Origin of the sequence: Streptomyces sp. TP-A0874, from assembly GCF_001748085.1 — a bacterium.
Lineage (GTDB): Bacteria > Actinomycetota > Actinomycetes > Streptomycetales > Streptomycetaceae > Streptomyces.
Genome location: NZ_BBZK01000009.1, coordinates 43,011 through 67,665, shown reverse-complemented (window position 1 = coordinate 67,665; position 24,655 = coordinate 43,011). Strand labels below are relative to the sequence as shown.

General features: G+C 73.5%; 19 protein-coding genes and 1 pseudogene. 8 read left to right on the top strand and 12 right to left on the bottom strand.

Annotated elements, in window-relative coordinates; genetic code table 11:
* The first annotated feature begins 475 nt into the window (after positions 1-475).
* The 5 genes and pseudogenes from BGP73_RS16250 to BGP73_RS16230 all read left to right on the top strand — a co-directional run bounded on the left by BGP73_RS16250 (position 476) and on the right by BGP73_RS16230 (position 6,175).
* Complete coding sequence (locus tag BGP73_RS16250) at positions 476-3,334, top strand: nitrate- and nitrite sensing domain-containing protein (RefSeq protein WP_244501231.1); 2,859 nt, start codon at positions 476-478, stop codon at positions 3,332-3,334.
* Entirely contained in the window at positions 3,331-3,837 is a 507-nt protein-coding gene (locus BGP73_RS16245) for a roadblock/LC7 domain-containing protein (protein ID WP_069815511.1), read from the top strand. Before BGP73_RS16250 ends, BGP73_RS16245 begins: the two co-directional genes overlap by 4 nt.
* Positions 3,834-4,249 (top strand): annotated as a pseudogene (locus BGP73_RS16240) (DUF742 domain-containing protein). Before BGP73_RS16245 ends, BGP73_RS16240 begins: the two are co-directional and overlap by 4 nt.
* Before the next feature lie 4 nt (positions 4,250-4,253).
* A complete protein-coding gene (locus tag BGP73_RS16235; RefSeq protein WP_069815509.1) occupies positions 4,254-4,871 on the top strand; it encodes a GTP-binding protein in 618 nt (205 codons plus the stop codon).
* Between the two features lie 80 nt (positions 4,872-4,951).
* Complete coding sequence (locus BGP73_RS16230; RefSeq protein ID WP_244501230.1) at positions 4,952-6,175, top strand: styrene monooxygenase/indole monooxygenase family protein; 1,224 nt, start codon at positions 4,952-4,954, stop codon at positions 6,173-6,175.
* A 4-nt stretch (positions 6,176-6,179) separates the two neighbouring features.
* Here BGP73_RS16230 and BGP73_RS16225 read toward each other — a convergent pair whose 3' ends face one another.
* The 3 genes from BGP73_RS16225 to BGP73_RS16215 form a co-directional block, all read right to left on the bottom strand.
* The gene (locus BGP73_RS16225; protein WP_069815507.1) at positions 6,180-6,440 is read right to left on the bottom strand and encodes a hypothetical protein; all 261 of its coding nucleotides are present in this window, start codon (positions 6,438-6,440) and stop codon (positions 6,180-6,182) included.
* 74 nt (positions 6,441-6,514) lie between these two features.
* The gene (locus tag BGP73_RS16220) at positions 6,515-7,333 is read right to left on the bottom strand and encodes an ABC transporter ATP-binding protein (RefSeq protein WP_069815505.1); all 819 of its coding nucleotides are present in this window, start codon (positions 7,331-7,333) and stop codon (positions 6,515-6,517) included.
* Between the two features lie 347 nt (positions 7,334-7,680).
* A complete protein-coding gene (locus BGP73_RS16215) occupies positions 7,681-8,106 on the bottom strand; it encodes an SH3 domain-containing protein (protein WP_069815503.1) in 426 nt (141 codons plus the stop codon).
* A gap of 594 nt (positions 8,107-8,700) precedes the next feature.
* Between BGP73_RS16215 and BGP73_RS16210 the strand changes: the two genes are divergently transcribed.
* The 3 genes from BGP73_RS16210 to BGP73_RS16200 all read left to right on the top strand — a co-directional run bounded on the left by BGP73_RS16210 (position 8,701) and on the right by BGP73_RS16200 (position 13,775).
* Positions 8,701-9,579 carry a DMT family transporter gene (locus BGP73_RS16210; protein ID WP_069815500.1) on the top strand — a complete coding sequence of 293 codons (879 nt, stop codon included), beginning with the start codon at positions 8,701-8,703 and terminating at the stop codon, positions 9,577-9,579.
* A gap of 301 nt (positions 9,580-9,880) precedes the next feature.
* On the top strand, positions 9,881-12,052 hold the full coding sequence (locus BGP73_RS16205) for an ATP-binding protein (RefSeq protein ID WP_244501229.1): 2,172 nt from the start codon (positions 9,881-9,883) through the stop codon (positions 12,050-12,052).
* Between the two features lie 157 nt (positions 12,053-12,209).
* Positions 12,210-13,775 (top strand): ABC transporter substrate-binding protein, encoded by a 1,566-nt coding sequence (locus tag BGP73_RS16200; protein ID WP_079127582.1) that lies wholly within the window; start codon positions 12,210-12,212, stop codon positions 13,773-13,775.
* A 51-nt stretch (positions 13,776-13,826) separates the two neighbouring features.
* On the opposite strand, the gene BGP73_RS16195 is transcribed toward BGP73_RS16200, so the two are convergent.
* From BGP73_RS16195 to BGP73_RS16155, 9 genes are all read right to left on the bottom strand, one after another.
* Positions 13,827-14,108 (bottom strand): DUF6295 family protein, encoded by a 282-nt coding sequence (locus BGP73_RS16195; RefSeq protein ID WP_069815499.1) that lies wholly within the window; start codon positions 14,106-14,108, stop codon positions 13,827-13,829.
* Between the two features lie 45 nt (positions 14,109-14,153).
* Entirely contained in the window at positions 14,154-14,900 is a 747-nt protein-coding gene (locus BGP73_RS16190) for a dienelactone hydrolase family protein (RefSeq protein WP_069815497.1), read from the bottom strand.
* A gap of 223 nt (positions 14,901-15,123) precedes the next feature.
* Positions 15,124-15,996: an MIP/aquaporin family protein gene (locus tag BGP73_RS16185; protein WP_374701157.1), complete on the bottom strand. Its 873-nt coding sequence runs from the start codon at positions 15,994-15,996 to the stop codon at positions 15,124-15,126.
* A 229-nt stretch (positions 15,997-16,225) separates the two neighbouring features.
* The gene (locus BGP73_RS16180; protein WP_244501228.1) at positions 16,226-17,257 is read right to left on the bottom strand and encodes an iron-containing redox enzyme family protein; all 1,032 of its coding nucleotides are present in this window, start codon (positions 17,255-17,257) and stop codon (positions 16,226-16,228) included.
* The gene (locus tag BGP73_RS16175) at positions 17,254-17,505 is read right to left on the bottom strand and encodes a CDGSH iron-sulfur domain-containing protein (protein ID WP_374701153.1); all 252 of its coding nucleotides are present in this window, start codon (positions 17,503-17,505) and stop codon (positions 17,254-17,256) included. Before BGP73_RS16175 ends, BGP73_RS16180 begins: the two co-directional genes overlap by 4 nt.
* Positions 17,506-17,548: 43 nt before the next feature.
* Positions 17,549-18,232 (bottom strand): HemK2/MTQ2 family protein methyltransferase, encoded by a 684-nt coding sequence (locus tag BGP73_RS16170; protein WP_069815871.1) that lies wholly within the window; start codon positions 18,230-18,232, stop codon positions 17,549-17,551.
* A gap of 332 nt (positions 18,233-18,564) precedes the next feature.
* Positions 18,565-20,124: a hopanoid C-3 methylase HpnR gene (hpnR, locus tag BGP73_RS16165; protein ID WP_069815494.1), complete on the bottom strand. Its 1,560-nt coding sequence runs from the start codon at positions 20,122-20,124 to the stop codon at positions 18,565-18,567.
* A 325-nt stretch (positions 20,125-20,449) separates the two neighbouring features.
* On the bottom strand, positions 20,450-22,168 hold the full coding sequence (locus BGP73_RS16160) for a hypothetical protein (RefSeq protein WP_079127580.1): 1,719 nt from the start codon (positions 22,166-22,168) through the stop codon (positions 20,450-20,452).
* 206 nt (positions 22,169-22,374) lie between these two features.
* A complete protein-coding gene (locus BGP73_RS16155; RefSeq protein WP_079127579.1) occupies positions 22,375-24,444 on the bottom strand; it encodes a tetratricopeptide repeat protein in 2,070 nt (689 codons plus the stop codon).
* Positions 24,445-24,655 lie beyond the last annotated feature (211 nt).

The following is a 24,655-nucleotide window of genomic DNA, read 5'->3' as shown; positions in this document are numbered from 1 at the left end:
AGGGCCGGGTGGCGGCTGCTCGAATCGCCGGACTTTTCCGGTATCGGGCCGACCGCCCTGGCGGGAAGCAGGCATCTTCGCAGGCCTCGGGGCCATCTTCCACCCCATGGCGCGGAAGGTCCTCCTATGTGGTGCACAAGGAGTTGTTAGCCAACTCCGGGATACGGTTCACTCGTTCGAGTGGCCCGGTGGGGAATGGTGGTTCGGTTCTCCGCCGGCACTGGAATGGTCGGCTCCCGTGCTGTGTCATGAGGCGGGTGTGCACACTCGCCGTCGGCGTCCGGCGCCTGGACGGCACGAGTGACCACGACCGAAGTGAACACGAGCGAGCTGTCGTCATCCCTGCCCGGGCGACGGGAGAAGAATGCGAGCACCGGTGCGAAAGAAGCGGCTTCGGGGCGATGGAGGCGAGTCGAGAGGGGGCGCGGGAGCGGTCGACACGTCACCGCAGCGTCCCGTCCGGGTCCGTAACCGGTTGGTCGTCGCGGTCGCCCTGGTGTCGGTGGCGGTCGCCGCGGCGAGCGCTCCGGGCATCGTCGACACCGCCGGGGAGCTGAGCGACTCCCAGGAGCTCGTCACACTCGCCGAGATGAACAGCCGAGCGGTGGTGCTCGCCCATTCCCTCGCCGACGAGCGGGACGCCATGACCCAGCACGTCGCCGCCGGCCGGCCCACCGCCGGGGAGCCGGGCAAGGCGAGCCGGGCGCGGGTCGACAGGCAACTGGCGGAGTTCCGCGACGACGCACCCGCAGGACTGCGAAAGCTGCTCGACGGTGTGCCGAAGGCCCGTCAGCAGGCGCTCGACAGCGAGGATTCGGCCCTGCGGGTGCACCTGGCGTACACCGAGGTCGTCCAGGCGTTGCACGGCGTCTCAGCCGACCTGGCACGTAAGCTTCCCGCCCGTGCGCCGGAGGGCCCCACCGAGGCGCTCAACAGGCTGGGCCGCGCCGTGGAGCAGGCCTCCGCGAGCCGCGGGCTGCTCCTGGGCGCGCTCTCCGAGTCGGCGGTCGGCCGCTCCGGGACGCCATCCGGGGACGGCACGGAGGGCGGGGCGTCACCACTGGTCGCCGCCGCCCAGCAGACCTACCTGCGGGAGCAGGCGGCCATCGCGGACTTCGGGGACATCGCTCCGACGGCCGTCCGGGAGTCCTACGCGAGCACCGTCAACGGCGGTGAGGTCTCCGCCGCAGAGGGCTACCTGCGGCGGTTGACCGACCAGCCGCGGCTCTCCGCGTCCGACGCCTCCATGAACCGGGAGCGGGTCGCCAAGAGCCTGACCGCCCGTATCGACCGCATGCGGGCGGTGGAGTCGTCGCTCGGCACCGCGGAGGGCAAGCAGCTCGCCCAACTCCGCGACGACGATGTCACCGCGCTGGAACTGCGGATCGGCCTGGCCTTGGCCTGCCTGCTGATCGCCATCGGGATCAGCACCTCCGCCGCCCGGTCCATGACCCGTCCGCTGGCCGCGCTGCGGCTGGGGGCCCGAAGGGTGGCCGCCGACCCGGTGGCCGAGGAGCCGGTCAGGTTCACCGGACGGAACGACGAGTTCGCGCAGACCGTGCGCGCCGTCAACGAACTGCACGCAAAGGCTGTGGCGCTGCACGAGCGGGCCGACGGGCTCGACACGGACCGCACGGAGCTGACCGCCGAGCGCGGGCGGCTGGCGGAGATCCGCCAGGAGCTGCTGGCGGAGAGGGCGCGGGCCGAGGGGTTGGCCGCCGGCCGCGAACAGGACCGAGTCGGCTTCGTCGGCCTCTCCCTGCGTGTGCTGCCGCTGATCGAACGACAGCTCGGGGTGCTGGAGCGGCTGGAGAACGCCGAGCAGGACCCGGAGCGGCTGGCCACGCTTTACGCGCTGGACCACCTGGCCACCCGGATCCGGCGGCACAGCGAGACGCTGCTCGCGCTCGCCGACCCCGCGGCCGCCGAGCCCCAGCACGAGCCGCTCCCGTTGCTCGACGTGGTCCGGGCCTCGATCAGCGAGGTGGACGACTACGAGCGGGTGGAGATCCAGGCGCTGGGCGGCCAGGGGGCCGGCGCCGCGGACTCCGGGCCGCTGGTGGTCGGCTACGCGGCCGGTCCCCTCAGCCATCTGATCGCCGAACTCCTGGAGAACGCGACCGACTTCTCCCCGGCCGAGTCCAAGGTCCGGCTCTCCGGGCGACTGCTCGACAACGGGCAGCTCCGGCTGTCGGTGCAGGACGCCGGCATGGGGATGACGGCCCAGCACCGCGACGAGGTGAACGAGTGGCTGGCCGATCCGCAGGAGGACGCCGAGCGCGCTCCCTCCCCCGGCGGCGACGGCGGGGTGGGGCTGGGCCTGTACGTGGTGGGCCGGCTGGCCGCCCAGTACGGCATCGGGGTGGAGCTGCTGGAGGGCAAGCGGGGCGGAGTCACCGCCACCGTCACCCTGCCCCGGTCGATCCTGGTGGCCGGTGCCGCGGCGGAGGACGTGGTCGGAGACGGCGCTGCCGACCCCCTGCCGGGCGCGGAGCTGCCGATGCCTCGGCAGCCGTACCCGGGGCCGGGGTCGGAGGAGCTGCCGGGCTCCCCGGCAGCGGCAGGGCCGGCCAGCGGCGCCGCGGAGTCCTTCTCCGACGGCGCCGTGGTGCGGCCGGGCGAGCCGGAGAGCTTCGCCGAGCTGTGGCCGGAGCCGGTGTCCCGGCCCGGTTCCCAGCCGCAGCCCGTCTCCGAGCCCGAGCTCCGGCCCGGTTGGGGGCCGGAGCCGGAGGGTTGCGGACTGGCGCGCAACTCCGAGACCGACCCGCTGGTCGCCGCGGCCGAAGCCGCGCTGGCCGCAGCCGGCCACGACGTGCCCACCGCCCCGGTGGGGGACCGCGAGCCGGACGCGGACACCGGGGAGCGCCCCGGTGACCCCTACCGGATCGGCTCCCACGAGCACGGCCACGCCCAGGACGGCGGGGACCGCCCGACGCCGGGCGAGCCCGTGTTCCGGACGGCCCAGGAGGACCCGGCACCCGCCCCGCAGGATGGGGCCGGTCCGGAGCCGACACCGCCGGAGAGGCCCGGTTCCGCACCGGACGCAAGCGAGCCCGCCAACCCGACCGTGGCCGGCACCGGTGAGGTCACCGAGAGCGGGCTGCCGGTGCGCACCCCCAAGGGTGGGTCCACGGGCGGCGACACCGCGGCTCTGCCGACCCAGCGGGAGCGGACCGATCCGGTGGACGCCGAAGCGCTCCGCCGGCAGCTCGGCGGCTTCCAGCGCGGTACCCGGGAAGGGCGCCGCCAGGTACGGACGGAGATCGCCGAGCGCTCCGGAGAGCGGACCGGCGATCACGAGGACGGGGGCACAGTCGAGGAGGCACGTGGTTGAACGCGCACACTGAGCCCACCGCGGACCGGCAGACCGGGGACGGTACCGGTTCGAGCGAGGTCCAGAGCCTGAGGTGGCTGCTGACCCGCCTGGTCGAGGAGACGCCGGCCGTCCACTCGGTCGCCGTCGTCTCCTCCGACGGACTGCTGCTGCTCTCCTCGGACCCCGGCCGCACGGCCGAGGCGGAGGCGGGAGGCGGAACGGGCCCCAGGGGCTCCAGCGCGGACCTGGCCTCCATCGTCTCCGGCCTCGCCGCACTCACCGGCAGCGCCGCCGAGTTGATGTCCTTCGGCACCGTCAAGCAGACGATGGTCGCCATGGAGCAGGGCACGTTGTTCGTCATGGCGATCAGTGACGGCTCCCTGCTCGGCGTCCACGCCGCCGCCGACGCCGACATGAGCCTGGTCGCCTACCAGATGACGATGTTCGTCGGCCGCGCCGGCCATGTGCTGACCCCGGAGGTCCGCAGTGAACTGCGGCGTTCCGTGGAGAGCGGCCGGTGACCCCACCGGCCACCCTGCCCGCGAGGGCGGGCGCCGGCAGCCGGCCGCTGCCCCGGCGAGGGCCGGCCCGGGTGCGCCCCTACTCCCTCACCGGCGGCCGCACCCGCTACGACGACGTACTCCAAGTTGAGACGTTCGTCGCCGCCGTCGATGGGCATGAGCAGTGGGGCGATCTCGCTTCCGGCGCAGAGCACACCATGCCCGAGAGCCGGGCGATGTCGAGCTGTGCCGCCGGGTGCGCTCGGTCGCGGAGGTCGCCGCACTGCTGGGCATGCCGCTTGGAGTGGTCCGGGTGCTGCTCGGTGATCTGGCTGACCGGGGATTGATCCGCGTGTACGGAACCGGGCACGGCGACGGCCGGCCCGAACGCGCTTTGCTCGAAAGGGTGCTCAGTGGACTTCGCAGGCTCTGAAGCCTTGGCCGGAGCGGCCGGAGGGACCGTCACGGGGGCGGAAGCCGCCGGGAACTGGCAGGCGGATCGCAGCCGGGCGCCGATCTCGACCAAGATAGTGGTGGCCGGCGGCTTCGGCGTCGGCAAGACCACCTTCGTCGGCTCGGTCTCGGAGATCACCCCGCTCACCACCGAGGCGGTGATGACCCAGGCCAGTGCGGGCGTCGACGACATCCGGGCCACGCCGGACAAGACCACGACCACGGTCGCCATGGACTTCGGGCGGATCACCCTCGACGCCGACCTGGTGCTCTACCTCTTCGGCACCCCCGGCCAGCAACGCTTCTGGTTCATGTGGGACGACCTGATCCGCGGGGCGATCGGCGCGGTGGTGATGGCCGACACCAGGCGGCTGGCGGACTGCTTCCCCGCCCTGGACTACTTCGAGAGCTGCGGACTGCCGTACGTCGTGGCGGTCAACCACTTCGAGGGGACGGACCTCTACACCGAGGAGGACGTGCGCGAGGCGCTCTCGGTGCACCAGGGGGTCCCGATCCAGATCATGGACGCCCGGCGCCGGAACACCGTGGTGGACTCGCTGCTCACGCTGGTGCAGCACGCGCTCGCGGTCGCCCCGCGCTGAGGGTGCGCGCTCTCCGGCCGCTCGGGGAGGGGGCGCCCGCTCGCGGGCGTGGTGCCGCCGCCCGGCGGAAGATACTCGTCGTGGGAGCGGACCAGGCCGGTCTGCAACTCGCCCTCGGGCTCCTGACCCACGGCTACCAGGTCACCCTGATGTCCGAACGGACCCCCGACGAGGTGCGGTCCGGCCGGGTCCGCTCCGTCTCCTGCATGTTCCACAGCGCCCTGCAGCACGAGCGGGACCTGGGCCTGAACTTCTGGGAGAGCCAGACGCCGCGGTTGACCGGGCTGACGGTGTCCATGGTGGCGGAAGACTCGGTTCCCACCGCCGGGAGCCATGGCTCCGCAGCCCGGGCGGTGGAGTGGACGGGGCGGTTGACCAACTACGCCCAGTCCGTGGACCAGCGGGTGAAGCGGGCCGGCTGGATGGAGGTCTTCGCCCGGCGCGGCGGCCAACTCGTCATCCACCGGGCCGCCATCTCCGACCTCGACTACTTCGCCGGCCGCTACGACCTGGTCCTGGTGGCCGCGGCACGCGGTGAGCTGGTCTCGCTCTTCGACCGGGACGCCGCCCGCTCACCGCAGGAGGCGCCCCGGCGGGTCCGCGCCGTCAGCTACGTGCACGGACTGCGGCCGCGGACCGGACGCGGATGCCCGGAGACGGTCCGGTGGAACCTGGTGCCCGGGGTCGGGGAGCTGTCGATAGTCCCCTCCTTCACCATCACGGGCGGTTGCCACGTCCTGTCCTGGGAGAGCGTTCCGGGCGGTCCCGCCGATGTCTTCCAGGAAGTCTGCGGACCCGAGGCGCACCTGGCGTCGACCCTGGAGCTGATGTCCCGTTACACGCCGTGGGAGCTCGCCGGAGGGACCGAGCCGGAGCTGACCGACGCCGGGGGGACCCTGGTCGGAGGCTCCGTACCCACGGTCCGCAGACCGGTCGGCCGGCTGCCCTCAGGTGGGGCGGTGCTGGGGGTGGCGGAGACGGTCATGGCCAGCGGCCCCCTTCCCGGCCAGGGGGCGGGCTCCGCGGCCAGGTGTGCGGCCGTCTACCTCGACCGCATCCTGGAGCGGGGCGCGGAGCCCTTCGACGAGGCCTGGATGCAGGGCACCTTCGACCGCCACTGGCGGAGCACCCGGCAGGTCGCCAGATGGACCGAGGCGATGTTGGCCGAGCCGCGCTCGCGGATGCTCCGTCTGCTGCGCGACGCGGCCGGCTCCCCGGACTTGGCGAACCGTTTCGCCAACGGCTTCGACGATCCCTCGGCGCTCGCCGGCCACTTCTGGGGGCGGCAGAGGGCCGGGGCCTGACCCGCTACCGCTTCGACCAGGGCCACCGGGGCCGGTCCGGCCGCCGGCCTTCCGGGTCGTACTCGTACCGCCAGCCGGTGGGGAGCCCCAGCCGCCGGGTGTGTCCCCGGGGCACCCGGCGGTAGAGGTGAACCACCGGCTCCCCGCCCTCCACCGGTACCGGTACCTCGTAGATCCTGGGGGGATGCCCGGTGGGGCCGACCAGCACGGGCAGCACCCGGCCGTCCAGCGGCCCACCGACGAACGGCGTCTCTTCGCTTCTCACCGCTCCAGTCTCCCCCCGGAGCGCCGTGCGTCCTCCGCCGGCCACCGCACCGGGCACCCCGCGGACACCGGGTGTCAGCCGCGCCGGAAGCCCGAGCGGGCCAGCCAGCGGCCCTCGTGGCGGAAGACCTCGATCGGACGGCCGAAGCAGGCCGTCAACCGCTCGCCGGTCAGCACCTCGTCGACGGGGCCGGAGGCCTGCACCCGACCGTCCTTGAGCAGCAACGCGTGGGCGATGGCCGGGGAGAGCTCCTCCAGGTGGTGGGTGACGGTCACCGTCGCCAGCTCGGGCCGGACCGTGGCCAGCCGGTGCATGGTGTCGATCAGGTCCTCCCGGGAGGGGAGGTCCAGGGCGTTGAACGGCTCGTCGAGGAGCAGCAGCGACGGCTCGGCCATCAGCGCCCGGGCGATCAGGATCCGGGCCCGCTGCCCTCCCGAGCACACCCCGTACGGCCGGTCGGCCAGTTCCTTGGAGTCCAGTTCGGCGAGCAGGTCGTGGGCCCGGGTCCGGGTCTCCCCGTCGTACCTGCGCCACAGCGGCTGCACGGTGCCGGTCGCACCGGTCAGCACGACGGTGTGGGCGGTGGCGTCGAGCGGCACCTTCTGCGCCGAGGAGACCAGACCGATGTGGGCGCGCAGCTCGCGCACGTCGACCCGCCCGAGCCGGTGGCCGAGCACCTCGACCGTGCCGCTGGTCGGGTGCATCAGCGCCCCGATCAGCCGGAGCACTGTGGTCTTGCCCGCGCCGTTGGCGCCGAGGAGCGCCCAGTGCTCGCCGGACCGCACCGTCCAGTCGATCCCGTCCAGGATGGTCTGGTCGGTGGTGAGCCGGCGGACGGTGGCGCCGGCCAGTTCGGTGATGACCGTCCCGTCCGCACCCTTCGCAGTCCCCATGTCCCGCTCCCTGCCGTCCCCGTGGCCTTGGAACTCCGCGCCGCGCGGCCCCGCCCGGGGCGCTCGCCCCGCGCGTCACCGCAGCCGCCGGGGGCGCGGCCTCCCGGCGCACGACCGCAGCCACGGTACCCCCGCGTTGCGGGAACCTCCCGATACGCCCACTATCCGGACGCCCCTCCGGTCGGAGGCGGCGGTCCTGAAGGGGCGTGGCAGGCGCCCCGGGTATCCGGCGCCGAGCCCCCGACCCGGGCGGTGCGGCACCGGGACCCCGGGGACAGCGGCGTCCCCCGCACACCCGAGGTGTGCGGGGGACGCGGAGAGCTACCGGTGCCGGGGAGGCTCCGGTCTCAGCACCAGCGCGGGGCCGGGCCGATGTTCTCGATGTAGCGGGCGGAAGCCCAGGCCCACTTGCCGTCGGCCAGCTTGTACCAGAGCGGGTTGCCGTCGACGACGTCACGGCTGCGCACCTTGCACTCGATGAGGACGATCTGCCCCTTGTGCAGCGAGCCGATGACCCTCGAGTGGTGGCGGGTGGGCTTGTTGCGGACGTTCAGGCCGATCCGCGCGATGACACGACCCTTGTACAGCTTGTGGTGGCCCTTGTGGTCCTTGCCGTGGTGACGGCCGTGGTCCATGGCGTCCATGGACTGCGAGCCGCGGGCGGCGTCGACGTCGGGGGCCTCGGCCGCGAAAGCCGGACCGGCCATGGTGGCGGCCGCGATGGCGCCGGAGGCGGCGCACAGAGCGAGCTTGCTGAACTTCGACTGCAGCATCTTGCTTGTCTCCTACAGGGGAGTCTGGGGGGATATGGGAGAGTGCCGGGCGTCGGGCGACGGTGCCGCCAGCCGTTCCCGGCGAAGCCGCCCCGCTCAGGCCATCCGTCGCCGCGTCCGCCTCCGCCTCTCGCCCGGCAGCTGGGCTGCGGGGGTCGGGGCGTGCGGCGAGCGCGCGTCGGATGTCATCGCTTGATGGGCGACTCCACCGGTTGTGGCCTGGCTTCCGTTCCTCAGGGAAGGCAAACCGGCGTTACCGGCCGTGGATTCGGTCAGATTCGGAAGAATCTGGTCTAACCCACGAAAAGGACGCTAGGACCGCCACGCTCCGCATGCAACTCAGCACACACCGTTGAAGCCGTATGGGGGAGCGAGTCCGCCTGCGCGGCAGCAGGGTGCGGAGCCCGGGCGGGGGAGAACGGCCTCCGATCCGGGGGTGACACCCGGGTGAGCACGGGCGACCGGCCCCGCGCCCTTGACCGGTCGGCGGCCGTCCAGCGCTTAGCCTGCAAACGGAACGATCTCCGCGCCGATGCCGGTCGACCGGCCACTGGGCCGTCTCGCGGGGACTCACGGAGACAGGGGCGCAGCAGGGTGGTGTACGTCTACGGACTGGTGGCGGCGTGCCTCCTCGGCCTGGGATTCGTCCTCCAGCAGCACGCCGCCGAACGCGCCCCGACCGCCGACATGCTCAAGTTCCGGCTGCTGCTCCACCTGGTCCGGGTGCGGACCTGGCGCTACGGCATCGCCTTCATGGTGGCCGGGCAGTTGTGCAGTGTGCTCGCGCTCGGGATGGGGGACCTCTCCGCGATCGAACCGCTGCTCACCACCAACCTGCTCTTCGCGCTCTTCCTCGCCCGGCGGCTGAGCGGCCAGCGGCTGGGCTGGTCGGGGTGGGCCGGGGCGCTGCTGCTCAGCGCCGGCGTCGGGCTCTTCATCCTGGCGGCCCAACCGCGCAGCGGTACCGCCAACGCCGGCCTCCTGCGGGTGTGGTTGGTGTTCGGCGCGGTCCTCGGCGTGGCGCTGGTGATGGTGGTCATCGCCCGCCATCTGCCGTTCTTCGAGGAGCCCCCGCTGCTGGCCGCCGCCGCCGGAGCGCTGTACGGACTCCAGGACGCCCTCACCCGGATGTCGAGCACCATCGCCTCCGACCACGGCGCCCTCAGCCTGCTCGTCCACTGGCAGCCGTACGCCATCGTGGCGCTCGCGGTCACCGGCCTGATGCTGGTGCAGAGCGCCTTCGAGGCCGGGCCGCTGCGGATGTCCCTGCCCTCCTTGACCGCGGCCGAGCCGCTGGTCGGCATCGTCTGCGCCATCCTCCTGCTGGGCGACCGGCTGCGGGTCTCGCCGATCGCCCTCGCGGGCGAGACCATCGGACTGGTGGCGGTGATCGTCGGGGTCTTCATCCTCGGCCGGCACCCGGCGATGCCCACCGGCAAACCGAGTCAGGGCAGTGGGGTCGCCGCGGTCTGAACCGCGGAATCATCGGATCCGGTCCCTTTCGAGAGCCGAAGGGGATGCTTTCCGGCCTGTGGGGCCGTGGTTGGCCGAAACTCTCCGTGTGGTGGCGGCTCGGAGTTCCTACCGTGGTCGCGACCGGCCCACCGGCCCGCCGCGGGACCAGCGGCAGCCGAGGGGCCACGGGGGACCACGGGCCACGCGTCCGCGGTGCGAACAGTCGGGGGGCTGAGATCGACACCGTCATCGAGACCTGCGGAGCCGGCCGGGCGGGCAGAGCGGCGACCGGCTCGGAGCCGGGCCGCTGGGGACACCGGTGAGCGCCGTGCCGCCGCAGTCGGCCGGCAGGACGGAGCGGGACCTCGCCATCCGCGGGTACGTCCGCTCCTGGCTGGAGCGGACGCCCGGAACCACCCGCACCGCCCCGGTCACCCTGCTGCTCGGCCCGCGCGGCAGCGGTAAGACCAGCCTGCTCCGGCACCTGTCGGAGTGGGCCCGCCGCGCCCCCGTGGCACGGCTGGACCTCGCCTCGCTCGGCGAGGACGGCCGGCAGCCGCTCGACGTGCTCGGCGAACTCGTCTTCGAACTGAACATCCGCAAGGCCGACCTGCCCCGGCTCTCCTTCCCCTCGGTCGGCCTGCTGCTCCTCGCGGTGACCACCCGGGTCGATCCGACCAGCAGGGAGCGGGCCGTCCAGGAGATGCGGGACGCGCTGGACCAGCCGGGCAGCCGGGCCGCCGTGTTCAACCGGCTCGCCGAGGCGGCGGCGGTCACCGGCGCACTGCCCGCCTGGGGGGCCGCGGCGCTGCCGCTGCTGCCCGAGTGGCATCGCGGCTGGGCCCGGCTGCGCACCCGCAGACGCCTGGCCCACCTGCGGCGGGGCACACCGCTGGTGTCCGTGGGCGAGTACCTGGTGGGGCTCAACCGGCTCTACAGCCACCGGGACGCGCAGGCACGGAAAGCCGCCGAGGAGGTGCTCTTCGACGCCTTCCTGGACGACCTGCGCAGCGCCTACGCCACCCGGCGCGGCGACCGGCACCGCACCGCCCGCTGCCTGCTCCTGCTCGACAACGTCGACAGCCGGTTGGGCAACACCTTCCTGGAGGCGCTGCTCCAGGCCCGGGAGCGGGCCGGCTCCCTCGATCCGCTGCTGGTGCTGGCCACCGCGGGCGGGACTCCTAGGCTGATGCGAGGCTGGCAGCGCCAGGGGCGTCGCTCCTCGGAGGCCGCCCCGGGCCCCCGTTCGCTGCCGGGGCGCTGGGAGAACACCCGGGAGTTCCGGCCCGAGAGCCTCGACGACTCGCTCTGCGTCGGACAACTGCGCGACCTGCGGCGGCGGGAGGTGGAGCAGCAGGCCGCCGCGGTGTTGCGGGCGGCCGGACCGGCCGCCGGAGCGCCTCGGGCCGCAGACGGCGTGCAGTGGCTCGGTTGGGTGGTGTACGAGCTGACCAGGGGCCAACCCACAGCGACCCGGGCCGTTCTGGAGGCGTTGGCCGACTACGAGGCGGAGGTGCCCTGGGGCGATCGGCTGCGGCGGCTCTTCGACCCGCCCGGCACCCTCGTGGACGACCTCCTCGCCCGACTGCTGCCGGTCGGCACGAGCGACCGGCTGGTGGAACTGCTGAGTGCCGCGGCAGCGGCCGTCAACCTGGGCGAGGCCCGCGCCACCTCCCGGCTGTGGGCCGGGACGGACGGCACGGCCGACGCCGACGGCACCGAAGGGGCCGTGCGCCATGAGTTCGACGGCTTCTCCCAGGACGTGCTGAGCACGATGCACGTCAACGAGAGCGGGTCCGGCAACCTATCGGAGGACGCTGCGGGCCACGCCCACGCCCACGATCACGGCCGGAGGCCGGGCCACGGTTTCGGCGGCGACGAGGCCGACGGCAGCTACCGGACCCTCCACCCGGCTCTGCGCTTCCTCCTGCTCCGGAAGCTGGCCGCGGCCGACCCGGCCGACCAGCCCGGGGCGAACTGGGACTTCGCCCACCGCGCGCTGCGCGAGCGCGCCGCGGAGCGGGGCGATCCGGGCACCGTCGCCTACCACGACCTGGCCCTGGGGGACCTGCGATCGGCCGCCGGCCACCTGAACGACCTCATCGACACCGCGACGCCCGGGCAGTGGGCCGCGCGGCTGTGCCGGCTGCGGCGCGCCCCGTTGAACACCTCCGGCGGCGCGCTGGCCGGCCCGCCGTGGGAGCGGTACGAGGAGCTGGTGTCCTTCCTGAACGAAGGGGAGTTCGCGCCCCGGCTGCGGACGGTCACCAGGCTGCTGGCGGCGAGTTGGATCAGCCCCGAACCGCCGGACGACGCCTCGACGGACCGGATAGGGGATCCGTACCGGAATCCGCTCGGCGACCCGGAGGCACGGCTGTACGGGGAGATCGTGGCCCGGTTCCACACGCTCAGCAGCAGTGTCGACAGCCCCGCCTGGACCAGGGTCTTCCTGGAGAAGGCGGAGCAGTACGGGATGCGGCCGTGGGAGTAGCCGCCGCGGGGCGCGGCGGCGGCTTCCGCCGGCGGAACAGCGGGCTGAGGTGCAGCCGGGCAGCCGTGCTGCCGGCCGCTGCCGGCGCCGGGGCACGCGGGAGTGGTGGCGGACGGGCACCGGCAGGGGGCTCCGGGGCCGGAACAGGGGGAGTGGGATGACCGGAGGGAACGGGCCGCTGGTGGTGGAGGACGAGTTCGTGCCGCCTCGTCCGCCGCCGCGGTGGCGGCTGCGCATCGCCGGCGCCGTGGCCGCCGTGCTGGTCGTCGGCGCACTCGTCCCCTACGGTGCCCGCGTCTACGACAAGGCCGTCCGGGAGTGCGCCGAGGGCGTGCGAGCCCAGGGGCCGGACGCTGTGTGTGTCGGCGTCACCGACGGCTCCTACGTCTTCGACGAATCCCTGCGGGAGGTCAGCGGCAGGATCGCCGAGGAGAACCGGCGGGTGGAGCGGTCCGGCGAGCCCTGGGTGGCCATCGCCTACAGCGAGGCGATGACCTACTCGGCGAAGAGCCAGGGGCGCGGGCGGGACGTGGTTCGCCAGTCGCTGGAGGGGGCCTATCTGGCGCAGCGCGAGTTGAACGACCACTCCCTCGGGGGCCTCGGCTCACTACCGCAGATCAAACTGCTGCTGGCCAACAGCGGCCCGGACGGCGCGTACTGGCGCCCGCTGGCCGACCAGCTGATCTCGATGGCGCACGGCGGGGACCGGCTGGTGGCGGTCGCGGGGCTCGGTGAGAGCCGGGACACCACCGAGCACCTGGTGGACGCCCTGCGCGAGGCGAACCTGCCGATGGTCGGCGCGACGGTGGCCGCCGACAGCCTGAGCTCCCGCGAGCAGCCCGGCTTCTTCCGGGTGAGTTCGCCCATCGCCGACCAGACCTCGGCCGCCGCCGGGTACCTCAAGCGGCGGCAGCGCCGGGACCCGGACCACCGGGTGGAGGTCATCAAGGACCGCAACCCGCAGGACGTCTACAGCACCCAGTTGCGGGACGGCTTCGACAAGGCCGCCAAGCGGCTGCGGCTGCGGCCCTCCTCGACCAACGAGCTGACCTACGTCTCGCAGATCTCCGGGGTCGACAACGCGCTCGCCTCCATCGCCGACAAGATCTGCGACCGGCCGGCGAAGGAGCGGCCGGACACGGTGTACTTCGCCGGCCGGGGGCGGGAGCTGCGGGGCTTCATCCAGGCGGCGGCGGCCGGCGGTCGCAGCTGCCCGGTCACCGTGCTCAGCGGGTCCAGCGTGGTCGGCCTCTTCTTCGGCCTGACGAAGGAGACCGACCGCGCCGACTTCGTCAAGGTCTGGAAGTCCAGCCGGGTCAAGGTCCACTACACCGCCTACGCCCACCCGGACGGGCCGGCCGACATCTACCGGGGCAAGCCGCTCAACCCCTTCGGGCCGTTCCGCGAGGCCTACCTCAAGACCTTCGGTGGAGCTGCCGGGCTGGCGGACGGCCAAGCCATGCAGAGCCATGACGCGGTCCGGGTCATCGGTGAGGCCGTACGCTACGGCGGACGGGAGTCCGACGTGGAACGCATCGGGGCCGAGACGGTGCAGCAGATGCTGGGCCAGCTGGACGAGCAGCACCCGGTGGCCGGGACCGGCGGGCGGATCAGCTTCGACGAGGCGGGGAACCCGGTGGACAAGCCGATGGCACTGGTGGAGATCGTGCCGGACGGGGCCGCGGGATACCGCTACGACTACCGGGAGACGGTCACCCCCTGAGCGGCGTGAGGCGCGGCGGACCGGGCCGTCTCCTGCCCATCCGCCGCTCCGTCAGCCCCGCTGACGCCGGGCGGAGGCGAGCCCGGGCGGCGCGGAGGCGAGCGCGGTGCGAACCGCCTCGACCAGCGCGAGCGCCGCCTCCTCGGTCAGCTCGACCGCCACTCGCGCCGACGGCCCCTCCGCCGGATTGCGGAAGTCGATGTTGACGGTGTGTTCGTACGCCGCGTGCTGCGGATGGTCGACGTACACCATCGCCTCGGTGAGGGAGAAGTAGCCCCGAGGCCCCTTCCCGCTGCCCTCGACGCGGATCTTCTCCGTCAGATAGGTGCACATGGTGTCTCCTCGATGGATCTGCGGCACCGCCGCGCTCCAGGTCGGTCACCCGCCGCCCAGATGGCGGCGGAGGAACTCGGTGACCCTGGCCCAGCCGTCGACCGCGGCCTGCGGGCGGTAGCTGGGCCGGTCCACGGCGAAGAAGGCGTGGCCGGCGTCCTGGTAGGTGTGGAACTCGTACTCCTTGCCGTGCGCTTTCAGCTCCGACTCCAGTTCGGCGGTGTCCGCGGGGGACGGGTGCTGGTCCTCGGCACCGAACAGGCCCAGCAGCGGGCAGGAGAGGTCCTTCGCCCGGTGCGCGATCGGCTCGACCCGGAGCGGGAAGCCCTCCGGCGGGCGGCCCGCGACGAAGGCCCCGTAGCAGTCGACGGCGGCCTGCAGCGGCAGGCTGGTCGCCGCCAGGAAGGCCTGGCGTCCCCCGGAGCAGTAACCGATGACCCCCACCCGGCCGTTGGAGGACGGCAGCCCGCGCAGGTACCGCGCGGCCCCGGCGACGTCGCCGACCAACCGCTCGTCCGGCACCCCGCCGGCCGCCCGGGCCGCCGCCGCGGCGTCGTCCGGTTCGGCACCCGGAGCCTCCCGGCTGTAGAGGTTCGGGCACACCGCGGCGTAGCCCTCGGCGGCGAGGCGCCGGGTGATCTCCTTGGTGGCGGCGTCGTAGCCGGGCATGTGGTGGATGACCACCATCGACCCCAGCGGCCCCGGTGACATGGGGCGGGCGGAGTACGCCTCGATGTCGTTCCCGCCGTGCCCGGCGAGGGTGATGCTCTCGGCCAGTAGTGCGTCGTACATGACAGGGACTTCCTATTCACCGGTCTTGTCCTTCGGGGGTGGCGGACACACACCGCCGGTCACCTGTTCCCCCGGGGCCGAAGGACTTCGGCCCCGCTGCTGCGGTCCCTTCGCTCCCTTCCGGAGCGGCCTTTCGCGCCGAACGGCGGGAGGCCCCCGGCCGGATCGACCCCGAGTCGATCCGGCCGGGGGCCTCCCCGACGGTGGACGAGCCCCTGGCCGCCTATTCGCCTTCCTGCTCCCGCCGCTGCACGTTGGAGATCTGCGAGTCCTCGGGAACCAGGCTCTCCTCGTGCTGGGCGTTGCGGGCCTTGATCACCGGACTGATGCAGATGTCGTAGACCACGGCACCGATGATCCCGCCGATGAGCGGCCCGGCGATGGGGATCCACCAGTAGCTGTGGAACCACTGGAAGTGCCCGGGGAAAGCGATCCTGCCCCAGCCCTCCATGTAGGTGAAGAGCCGCGGACCGAGGTCACGGGCCGGGTTGATCGCGTATCCGGCGTTCGTACCGAACGACAGGCCGATGGCGACGACGACCAGACCGATGAGGAAGGGCCCGAGGTGGGAGAGCGGAGCCGTGTTGCGGGTGTCGATGAGCGCGCAGATCAGCAGCACCAGGATGCCGGTACCGATGATCTGGTCGAGCAGCGGTCCCCACCAGGAACTGTCGAAGTACTCGGCGGGGAAGGTGGCGAAGATGGAGAACGTCGGCAGCGACAGGTCCCGCGGGGTGTGCGCCTTGTGGTTGAAGAGGTCGATCGCCCAGTGGTAGCTGGCGTAGACGAGGGCGGCGCCCACGAACGCGCCCAGGAGCTGGGCGGCCCAGTACGGGATGACCTTCCGCCAGGGGAAGGTCCGGCGTACCGCGAAGCCCAGGGTCACCGCCGGATTGATGTGGGCGCCGCTGACGCCACCGGCGACGTACACGCCGAAGACCACGGCCAGGCCCCAGCCCCAGGAGATGATGAGCCAGTTGGCCGGCCCGAAGGCGGCGGTCTCACGCCCCGATCCGGGCAGGCCGACGACGGCGACCGCGACCGATCCGCAGCCCAGGATAATCAGTACGAACGTGCCCAGGAACTCGGCGAGCATCTCGCCGCCCAAGCCCGCGCCGTAACCGCGTCGACGCACGCTGCTCATCGGACTGCGATCCGCCATCGGCCCTCCTTGTCGGCGTGGAACAGCCTTCCTGCCCCTCAGCCGAAACGTAGACGGGCGGAGGGGCGCCGAGAGGCCTCTGGCTGCGCGTCACTTCTTCTGTCCTCCGGATGGAGCAGCGGTGACGGCGCACCGAGCACCGGTGTTCCGCGCCGTCGCGCCGTCAGCTCCCCGGCGCGACCGCCAGCGGGGCGCGCAACGAGGTCGCGCCGGCTCGCCAGGCGGTCAGCAGGCGCCTGCCGAGCCGCTCCTCCAGCAACCCGGTGGCCCGGACGCCGAAGACCACGTCCGGCGCCAGATGCGGCTCGTCCGCCAGCAACCCGCCTACCACCTCGCGCCGCACCACCTGCTCGTGGACGGCGTCCGCCTCGACGTGCTCGTCGTAGAAGCGCTCGGCGGCCGGCCCCGCACCCGTCCGGCGCATGGCCTGCGCCAGCCGGCGGGAACCGGGGGAGGAAGTGGCCTCGACGGTGGCGAAGTGCCCGACCAGCGCACCCCGCAGACGCCGGTGCAGCCCGAACAGTGACATCAGGTTCACCGTGGCGAGCACCTCCGCACAGGCGGAGTCGAGGTAGTAGCCGTAGGACGTCCGCAGGCCGAGGTCGGCCATGAGATCCGCGAACAACCGGGCGTGCACCTCCTCGGCGCGGCCGGCACCGAACTCGTCGAACTCGACGGCCGCCATGGCGGCCTTGGCCCGGCCGTTCAGCCGGGGGATGACCCACAGGTGGGGATCGGCCTCCTTCAGGTGGTAGAGCGAGCGGAGCGCCGCGTACTCCTGCAACTGCCACAGCTCCCCGTGGCGCTGGAGGTAGTGGCTGACGCTGTTGCCCCGATCGGCCGGCTCGACCAGCAGCGCGCCCAGCGTCTCCTCCACACCCGGGCCGTCGGGTAGTTCCGCGCGGAGCGCCGTGAAGAAGCGGTCCTCGGCCTCCCGGCGCAGTCTCAGCAGGTCAGGGTCCCACTCGGCACGGTCCGGCACCCCGGAGAAACCGCGGTAGTGCAGTTCGTACAGGACGTACAGCGCCAGCTGGAGGTCATCGCCGTAGGGCTCGGCACGCACGGCCTCGCCCGGCGGCGGCAGCCCTCCGGGCTCGCCGGCCAGGGCGGCGACGACCCCGGCGGACAAGTCCCCTCGCGGCTCGGGCAGCGCCGGGCCGGCGTCCGCCGGCAGTCCGGTGTCGACCCCGGTCACGGCAACCGCCCCCCGCTCTCCGACCCCGCGCCCTCCGACCCCGCGCCGTCGGGTGCCGTACCGGGGTCCGGCGCAGGCCGTGCCGCCCGTTCGCGGCGGCGGTGACTGGTGTCGCACCAGGGGTACTTGAGACTGCGCCGACAGGTGCAGACGGCGACGGTGAACCGCTCGGAGGCCACCACCGAACCGTCCGCCAGCACCACCTCGACCGGCCCTTCCACCAGCAGCGGCCCGTCCTGGTCGGCCACGATCCGGGGGGTGCGCCGAGCAGCCGTCCTCGGCGGGGTGGAGTCAGGGTTTCTCGGCACGGACGATCACCAGCCCTTCCCAGTCCGCGGACTCCTCCAGCAGACCCCGCTGCCGCAGCCAGGCGCGCCTCTCCCGGACCACCGGGCCGAGCGGGATGCGGACCCGGTCGCCGATGGCGGCGTGCATCCCGGCGCGGGACAGCCGCCCCACGGTCTGGTCCGGGTCGCTCAGCTGCGACTGGACGAGCAGCAGCACCCCACCCGGCCGCAGTAGCCGGGGTGCCACGGCGCAGACCCGGTCAAGCAGCGCCCGTCCGTCCGGCCCGGCGTCCCAGGCCCGCGCCACGCCTCGGCGGGGCGGACGGCGCCCGGGGGCGGGGAGGTAGGGAGGGTTGCTGATCACCATGTCGTAGGCGCGCTCGGGCAGTGAGGCCCCGAGGTCGTCCCGGCGAATCCGGATACTGCGGCGGGCCAGCAGCGCGTTCAGCCGGGCGGCCAGCACCGCCTTGCGGTCGATGTCGACGGCCGTCACCCGGGCACCGAGCCCCGCCGCGTACACGGCGAGGAATCCGCTGCCGGTGCAGATGTCGAGCAGGTCCGTGTCCGGTCGGACGCCCTCCCGGCGCACCGCCTCGGCCAGCAGGAAACTGTCGGACTGCGGCGGGTAGACACCCGGCACCCGCAGCAGCCGGTCGAGTCCGGGGAAGGTCATGGACGCAGTGGTCATGGAGGTCTCCAGTCCGGAATCCGCGCTGGTCGTCCCGTCCGCTCTCATCGCCTCAGCGCTGTCGCCGCACCGCACCGGCCGCCGTGAGCGCGCGCCGGCCGGTGGACGAACGCGCACTGACGACGACCGGGGGCGCCCGCGCTGCCGCGGGTGTCACCGGTCCGGCACAGGCCGGAGCAGGCCCGCGCCACCGCGCCGCCGTGCGGACGGCGAGTTCCCCCCGTCCGGTGTTCCACACCCACCGGACGGCCACCGGTTCAGCCCCGGGGCAGGCTCCGGCAACCGACCCGGAAGGATCCGGAGCCGGCGCCACGGCCGCGGGCGCCCCCGGCCTACTCCGGCACTTCCTCCGCCAGCCGGTTCTCGCCGGGCCGTTCCCCGCAACCGCTCCGCTCCGGAGCCGCGGTCTTGGCCGCGCCGCCGCGCCCGCCGGCGCGGGTGTGGATGTACAGCTGCCGGCGGTCGCCCACGTCGAGCCGGCGCGGCAGCGGGAGCTCGTACCGGACGGGGCGCCGGTGGTCGGCGAGCTGCCGCTCCGGGTTGTAGACGTGGTTGAACCGCCACAGCATGCGGGCGAAGTTGGTCTGACCCCGGGCCAGGTTCCCCATGAGGACCCGCATCGCGCCGAACGCCGTCCGCAGCCCCAGGTGCTTGCGGTTGATGACCGCCTGGGTGCGGACCAGCTCGCGGTAGAAGACCTCCAACGGCAGGGTGGTGGGCACCACCGCGTGCTGGATGTCGAAGAGCCGGTAGTCCCGGGTGGTCAGCTTGCGGGACTCGGTGTGCCAGACCTCCGTCCCCGGATAGGGCGTCATCACCGTCAGGTGCACGATCTCCGGTACCGACATGGCGAACTCGCGGACCAGCCGGAACCGCTCCTCGTCCCAGGCCGGGTCGACGATCAGGTTGATCGCGACCATGATGCCCATCTTCCGGGCCACCTCCAGGGCGCGGAAGTTCTCGTCCGGGCTGGTGCGCTTCCGGTACAGCTCCAGCCCTTCGGCGTCGATCGCCTCCATACCGAGGAACATGTACTTCAGGCCCATCCGGGACCAGCGCTCGAAGATCTCGGTGTTGCGCAGCAGGACGTCCGCCCGGGTCTCCAGGTAGTACCGCTTGCGGACCCGGCGGCGCTCCAGCTCGGCCGCGATGGCGTCACCGTGCTCCGGCCGGATGAAGGCGACGTCGTCGACGATGAACACGTTGCGCTCCCGGATACTCGCCATCTCCTCGGCGGCCGCTTCCGGTGAGGCCTTGCGGTAGCTGCGCCCGTAGAAGGTCCAGGCGGAGCAGAAGGAGCAGTCCCAGGGGCAGCCCCGGGTGAACTCGATCGAGGCGCACGGGTCGAGTTCACCGATGAAGTAGTTGCGCCGGTGGCGCAGCAGGTCACGGGCGGGGCGGGGAGAGTCGATGCTGTGCAGCATCTTCGGCGCCGGACCGCGGCCCGCGGGGGTCACCGCGCCCGGCACCGTCTCCAGGCCGCCGTCCCGGGCCGCCTCCAGCAGCGGGACGACCACGGTCTCGCCCTCCCCGCGGGCCACCACGTCCACCGCGCCCTCGGCCTGTTCCAGCACCTCCTCGGCGACGAAGGACACGCTGTGCCCGCCGAAGAACACGAAGGCGGTCGGCAGGAGCTGCTTGGCCCGCTTGGCGATGTCGATGGCCTCGGGGATGTTGGCCAGGTAGTTCAGCGAGACACCGATCGCCTCCGGGCGGAAGGACGCCAGCTCCCGCTCCAGGTCGGTGTGGGTCTCGACCTGGAGGTCGATGACCCGTACCTGGTGGCCGGCGTCCCGAGCGGCCCCGGCCACGCGTTCCATACCCAGCGGCTCCAGCCGGAGGAAGATCTCCGAGTACATCAGAGCACTGGGGTGGACCAGCAACAGGCGCATGCCGAAACCTCCGGGACGATGGCGTGCTGCCCAGCCGTGTCCGAACCCCGGCGGGGGCAAACCCGCGGGTGGGTGAAGTCGCCCGATCGGCGGCCGATGACCGAGCCGATGGGCGTCCCGGCCGGGGCGGGGACGGAACTCGGAGGCACCCTCACCGTGCGCCCCCGGGAGCGGACGGCCCGGAGGCGGCGCTGAGCGCTGCCCGGCGGTCCCCGGCGGGCGTACGACGACGGCTACCGCGGTGCCCCCCACCTGCCTCCAACGGGCTGGGGGACCCGCAGCCCTGCCGCCGTGCGTCGACCCGCCCGGGAGCCCGGGAGAGTGCCTAGACCCCCGGCGCCGCCGTGAACGCCACCTCGCGCACCGTGGCGCCGGTCCGGATGCGCAACCCGCCCCCGAGCAGGCCGGCGACCGGCTCCCGGGTCGGATCGGCCAGCCACCACAGGTTGACCGCGGCCCCCAACAGCACCGGGTCGAGATCCGGTACCGGGCTGCCCCAGGGACGGACGGAGGACGCCTCCAGCAGCCGGCCACCGTGCAGCCGGACCAGGCAGCGGTCCCGGCCCAGCGCGGCGACCAGCACGTTGTACAGCTCGCCACCGGCCGCCTGGCCGTGCACCCAGTCCACCGCGCTGAGCTCGGCGTCCACCACCGTGCGTGCCACCACCTCGGTACTGCCGGGCCAGAGCCGGTGGGTCTCGCGGTCGGTCACGACGTAGAAGCCCCGGGCCCGGCCGTGCAACTCCCGGACCACCGGCCGCCGCCGCACCTCCACCGCGCCGTCCGGCGCCGGGCCGCCGGTGACGTCGAAGGTCGCCGGGGCGGCCCGGCGCACCGACCGGGGCGGTGGTACCGGCCGGGGCAGGGGCGGCTCGGAGGGCGGGCGGAGTCCGCGCTGGGCGAAGAACTCGTACATGCGCCGCTGCAGGATCTGCCCGGCCTGACCGGGAGCACCGAGCTGCCTGTCGACGATCGGGGCCAACCGGCCGGGCGTGTGCTCCTCGATCGCGTCCCGCAGCTGCCGGTACAGGTCCTCCCCGGGTGCCAGTCGGGGGGCCTGGCGGCCGAACGCCGCCGCCGGGGAGGCGGGGTCCAGCTCGTCGAGTCCGGTCGCCGCCAGGAGCGTCGCCCGGTCGAGGGCCGCTCCGTAGAAGCTGGTGCTGCCGTGGTCCCCGATCACCACGTCCCCGGCGATGGTGGCCGCCCGCCAGCCCTCCTGCGGCGGGATGAGCATCAGTCCGGCGTCCACCGCGTCGGCCAGCCGCCGGGACACACCGAGCGGACCGTACCGGGCCCAGACGTTGGGATGGAGCACGGCGGCGGTCGCGAACTCGTCGACGGGCAGCGCGGTGACCAGGCGCAGCGGCAGATCCGGGTTCCGCCCCAGCAGGGAGTGCTCGCTCCAGGTGGAGTGCAGGACGACCAGGCGGCGGCCGGCGCCCACCCCCAGGTGTTCGCGGTAGACGTCCCGCAACGGCAGGCTGGCGCGGATCCGGTCGAAGCACCAGTCGCCCACCACCAGCGCCCGCGGTACCGCGGGCGGGCAGACCCGCCCCAGCCGCTCCAACTGCTCCTCGTGCGACACCCCGATGGCGGCCGGCACCACCTTGCCCCGGTGCATCAGCTCCTGCGGGGAGAGCCCGGCGGGCGAGACGGTGTCACCGGTGGACTCCTGGACCAGCCGGTTGTAGCCGGCGCCGTGCGGCAGCACCAGCAGCGGCGCCCGCAGCCGGCGCATGGAGGTGTTCACCGCGCAGGCCACGGCCAGGTCGAAGCGCTGCCGGGTCGCCTCCCGCCAGGGCAGCACCCGGGCTCCGACATCGGCCAGGTACTGGTCCAGTCCGGCGGAGAAGACCGATCCCGGATTGACGGTGTACGAGATCTCGATGCCGTCCTCGGGGCGGAGCAGACTCAGCACGTCCAGCAGCCGGGTCGCGGAGGTCAGCGTGCGGGCGACGCCCAGCACCCGCGCCTTCGGTGCCGGCCAGGTGTTCCAACGCTCCGACGCGGCCCGGCGCCTGGCGCTGCGCGACAGCAGGAGCACGGCTACCTCTCCAGCGGAAGACGGCTACGGTGCCGGCCACGGCCCGGGCAGGGCCTCAGCCGGTGCGTCCGGTGGCGGACCCAGCGATCGTAGTTGAACGGCGGGCGGGCGAGCGGCGGGCGACCGGGGCCGGCCGTTCGGAGGGCGCACCGCCGACCAGGGGCCGACGGCCCCTGGTCCGGCCGTCAGCCGGTGGCGGCCGCGGATCAGTGCGCTCCGCCCCGACCGCCCGGAGCCGGCGTCTCCATCTCCCGCCGCAGCTCCTCGGCCTTGGTCAGGCACGCCCGGCGGAGTCTGGCGTCCCGCACCTCCTCGGCCAGTTCGCTGGTGAGCGCCAGCGCCTGGGCCAGCTTGCCGTACTGCTTGAGCCGGTGCGCCAGCACCGCGGCCGTCACTGCGGAGGCCACCGCCCGGTCGGCGTCCCGCAGAGCGCGGTGGGCTGCGGCCAGCGCCAGGTTGATCCGCATCCGCATCGGCGGGCCGGCCGCCGGGTCGGCCAGCCTCTCCTCCAACAGCTCCACCGCCCGTCGGGGGCGCCCCGCGGAGACCAGCGCCTGACCGAGCTGGTAGCTCTGCACCACCGTGCCGTGCGGATCGCCCTCGTTGGCCAGCAGGGCGCGGCCGAACAGCTCCACGGCCCGGTCGTGCTCGCCCAGGGCCCGGCACACCAGCGCCCGGGTCTCCCAGAGCACCCCGTGCAGCCGCTGGTCGGAGACGAGCGGCAGCAGCTCTTCGGCCGGAGCCAGTTCGGCCTGCGCCTGTTCGTACTCGCCGAGGTCGTAGTGGGCCCGGGCCAGCTGGTTCCGCATACGGATCTCCGCGTCCGGCCGTGCCTCCCACTGCGCGGCGGCCACCCCCAGCCGGTGGGACTCGATCCAGTCGCTGTAGTGCTTGCGGCTGTGGTAGAGCGACCAGAGCGACTCGCACAACCGCCACACCGCGTCATGGCGGCCCTCCTCGGCGGCCTGGCGGACGACGGACAGCAGATTGGCCCGTTCGGCGTCCAACCACTCCAGCGCGACGCCGGGCTCCTCGAACGGCGAGGGCCCGCCCGGTTCCGGCTGGAGTCTGAACCGGGCGCCGAGCACCGCCCGGTCGGCGTGCCCGGCCGCCTCGACGTAGAAGTCGGCGCACCGGCGGAGCGCCGCGGCCCGCTGCCCCCGGGAGGTGCGGGCCCGGGAGTACTCGCGGGCGTGCACCCGCACCACGTCGTGCAACCGGAACCGCGGTTCCAGGCCTTCCCGGGCAGCGGTGTGGACCACCGCCAGATGGGCGTTCAACAGCTCTTCCAGTGCTTCCGGGAACCGCTCGGCGCCGACCGCAGCCGCCGACGCGGCGGTGAAGGTGGGACAGGGCAGACTCCCGAGCAGCAGGTAGAGCGCCCGGGTGTGTTCGGGGAAACCGGCCACCACCTGATCGAAGACGACCGAGGCAGAGACCTCGTCGTCGGCGCCGCGCAACCACCCGCCGTCGCCGCCCAGATCGCGCACCACGTCCTCCAGGCTCTGGTGCGGGCGGCGCAGCAGCTGGTGCCCGGCGGCGCGCAGCGCGAGCGGAAGGCCCCCGCACAGCCGCACCAGCTCCGCCGCGGCCGGCTCGGCCGCCGTCCCCTGCCAGTGGCGCACCAACTCCACGCCGGCCCTGTCGTCCAGCGGTTCCACGGTGAGCTGCACCGCGCCGTCCAGGACGAGGGCGGGCAGCCGGCGGCGGCTCAGCGCCACCAGGACCCCGCCGCCGGGGAGCAGCGGGCGCACCTCCGGTGCGTGCTCGACGTTGTCGACGACCACCAGCAGGCGCAGCCCCGCCGTCACGGAGCGGAAGAGCGCCGCCCGCCCCGAGCGGGCGGCCGGCAGGTCGTCCCGGGCCACGCCGAGGGCGGTGAGGAAGTCCCCCAGCAGGACGCTGACGTCGACGGCGCCGTCCCTCCGCTCGTCCTCCAGGTCGGCGTACAGCTGCCCGTCGGGGAAGCGCGGGGCGACCTCCTCGCCCCACTGGGCGATCAACTCGGTCTTCCCGACCCCGCCGAGCCCGGAGACGGACACCAGCCGGGCCGAGCCCAGCGCCTCCGTCAGCACCCGGAGTTCGGCGGTGCGGTTGACGAACAACCCGTTCGGCCTCGGCAGCTGGCGGGGGCGCGGCCGTTCTCGCCGCTCCCCGGAAGTGAAGGTCAACGACTCGATGACCTGGGCCTGGAAGACCGGCCCGCCGATCTCGGCAGCGCCTGACACGGTGTTGTGCACGGCCCCGCTCCGGCTGGTGGCCCCGTCGCCGTCCACTCGTCCCCCTCCAGCAACACCCGTTCTGCGCGCTCAGCGTATTGCCTGGTTCTGCCGTCGGGAAGGCGCCACACCTCGGGGCGGCGGGGGCCGACCGTGCTCGACGAGCCGGGGAGACCCGGCGCTCGGCGCCTGCCAGTCGGCAGGTAGGGACGTGAGCCGCGGCGGGCCCCCGCGGCTCGGTGGGCAAGGCAGGCCCGGGCCGCGGGAC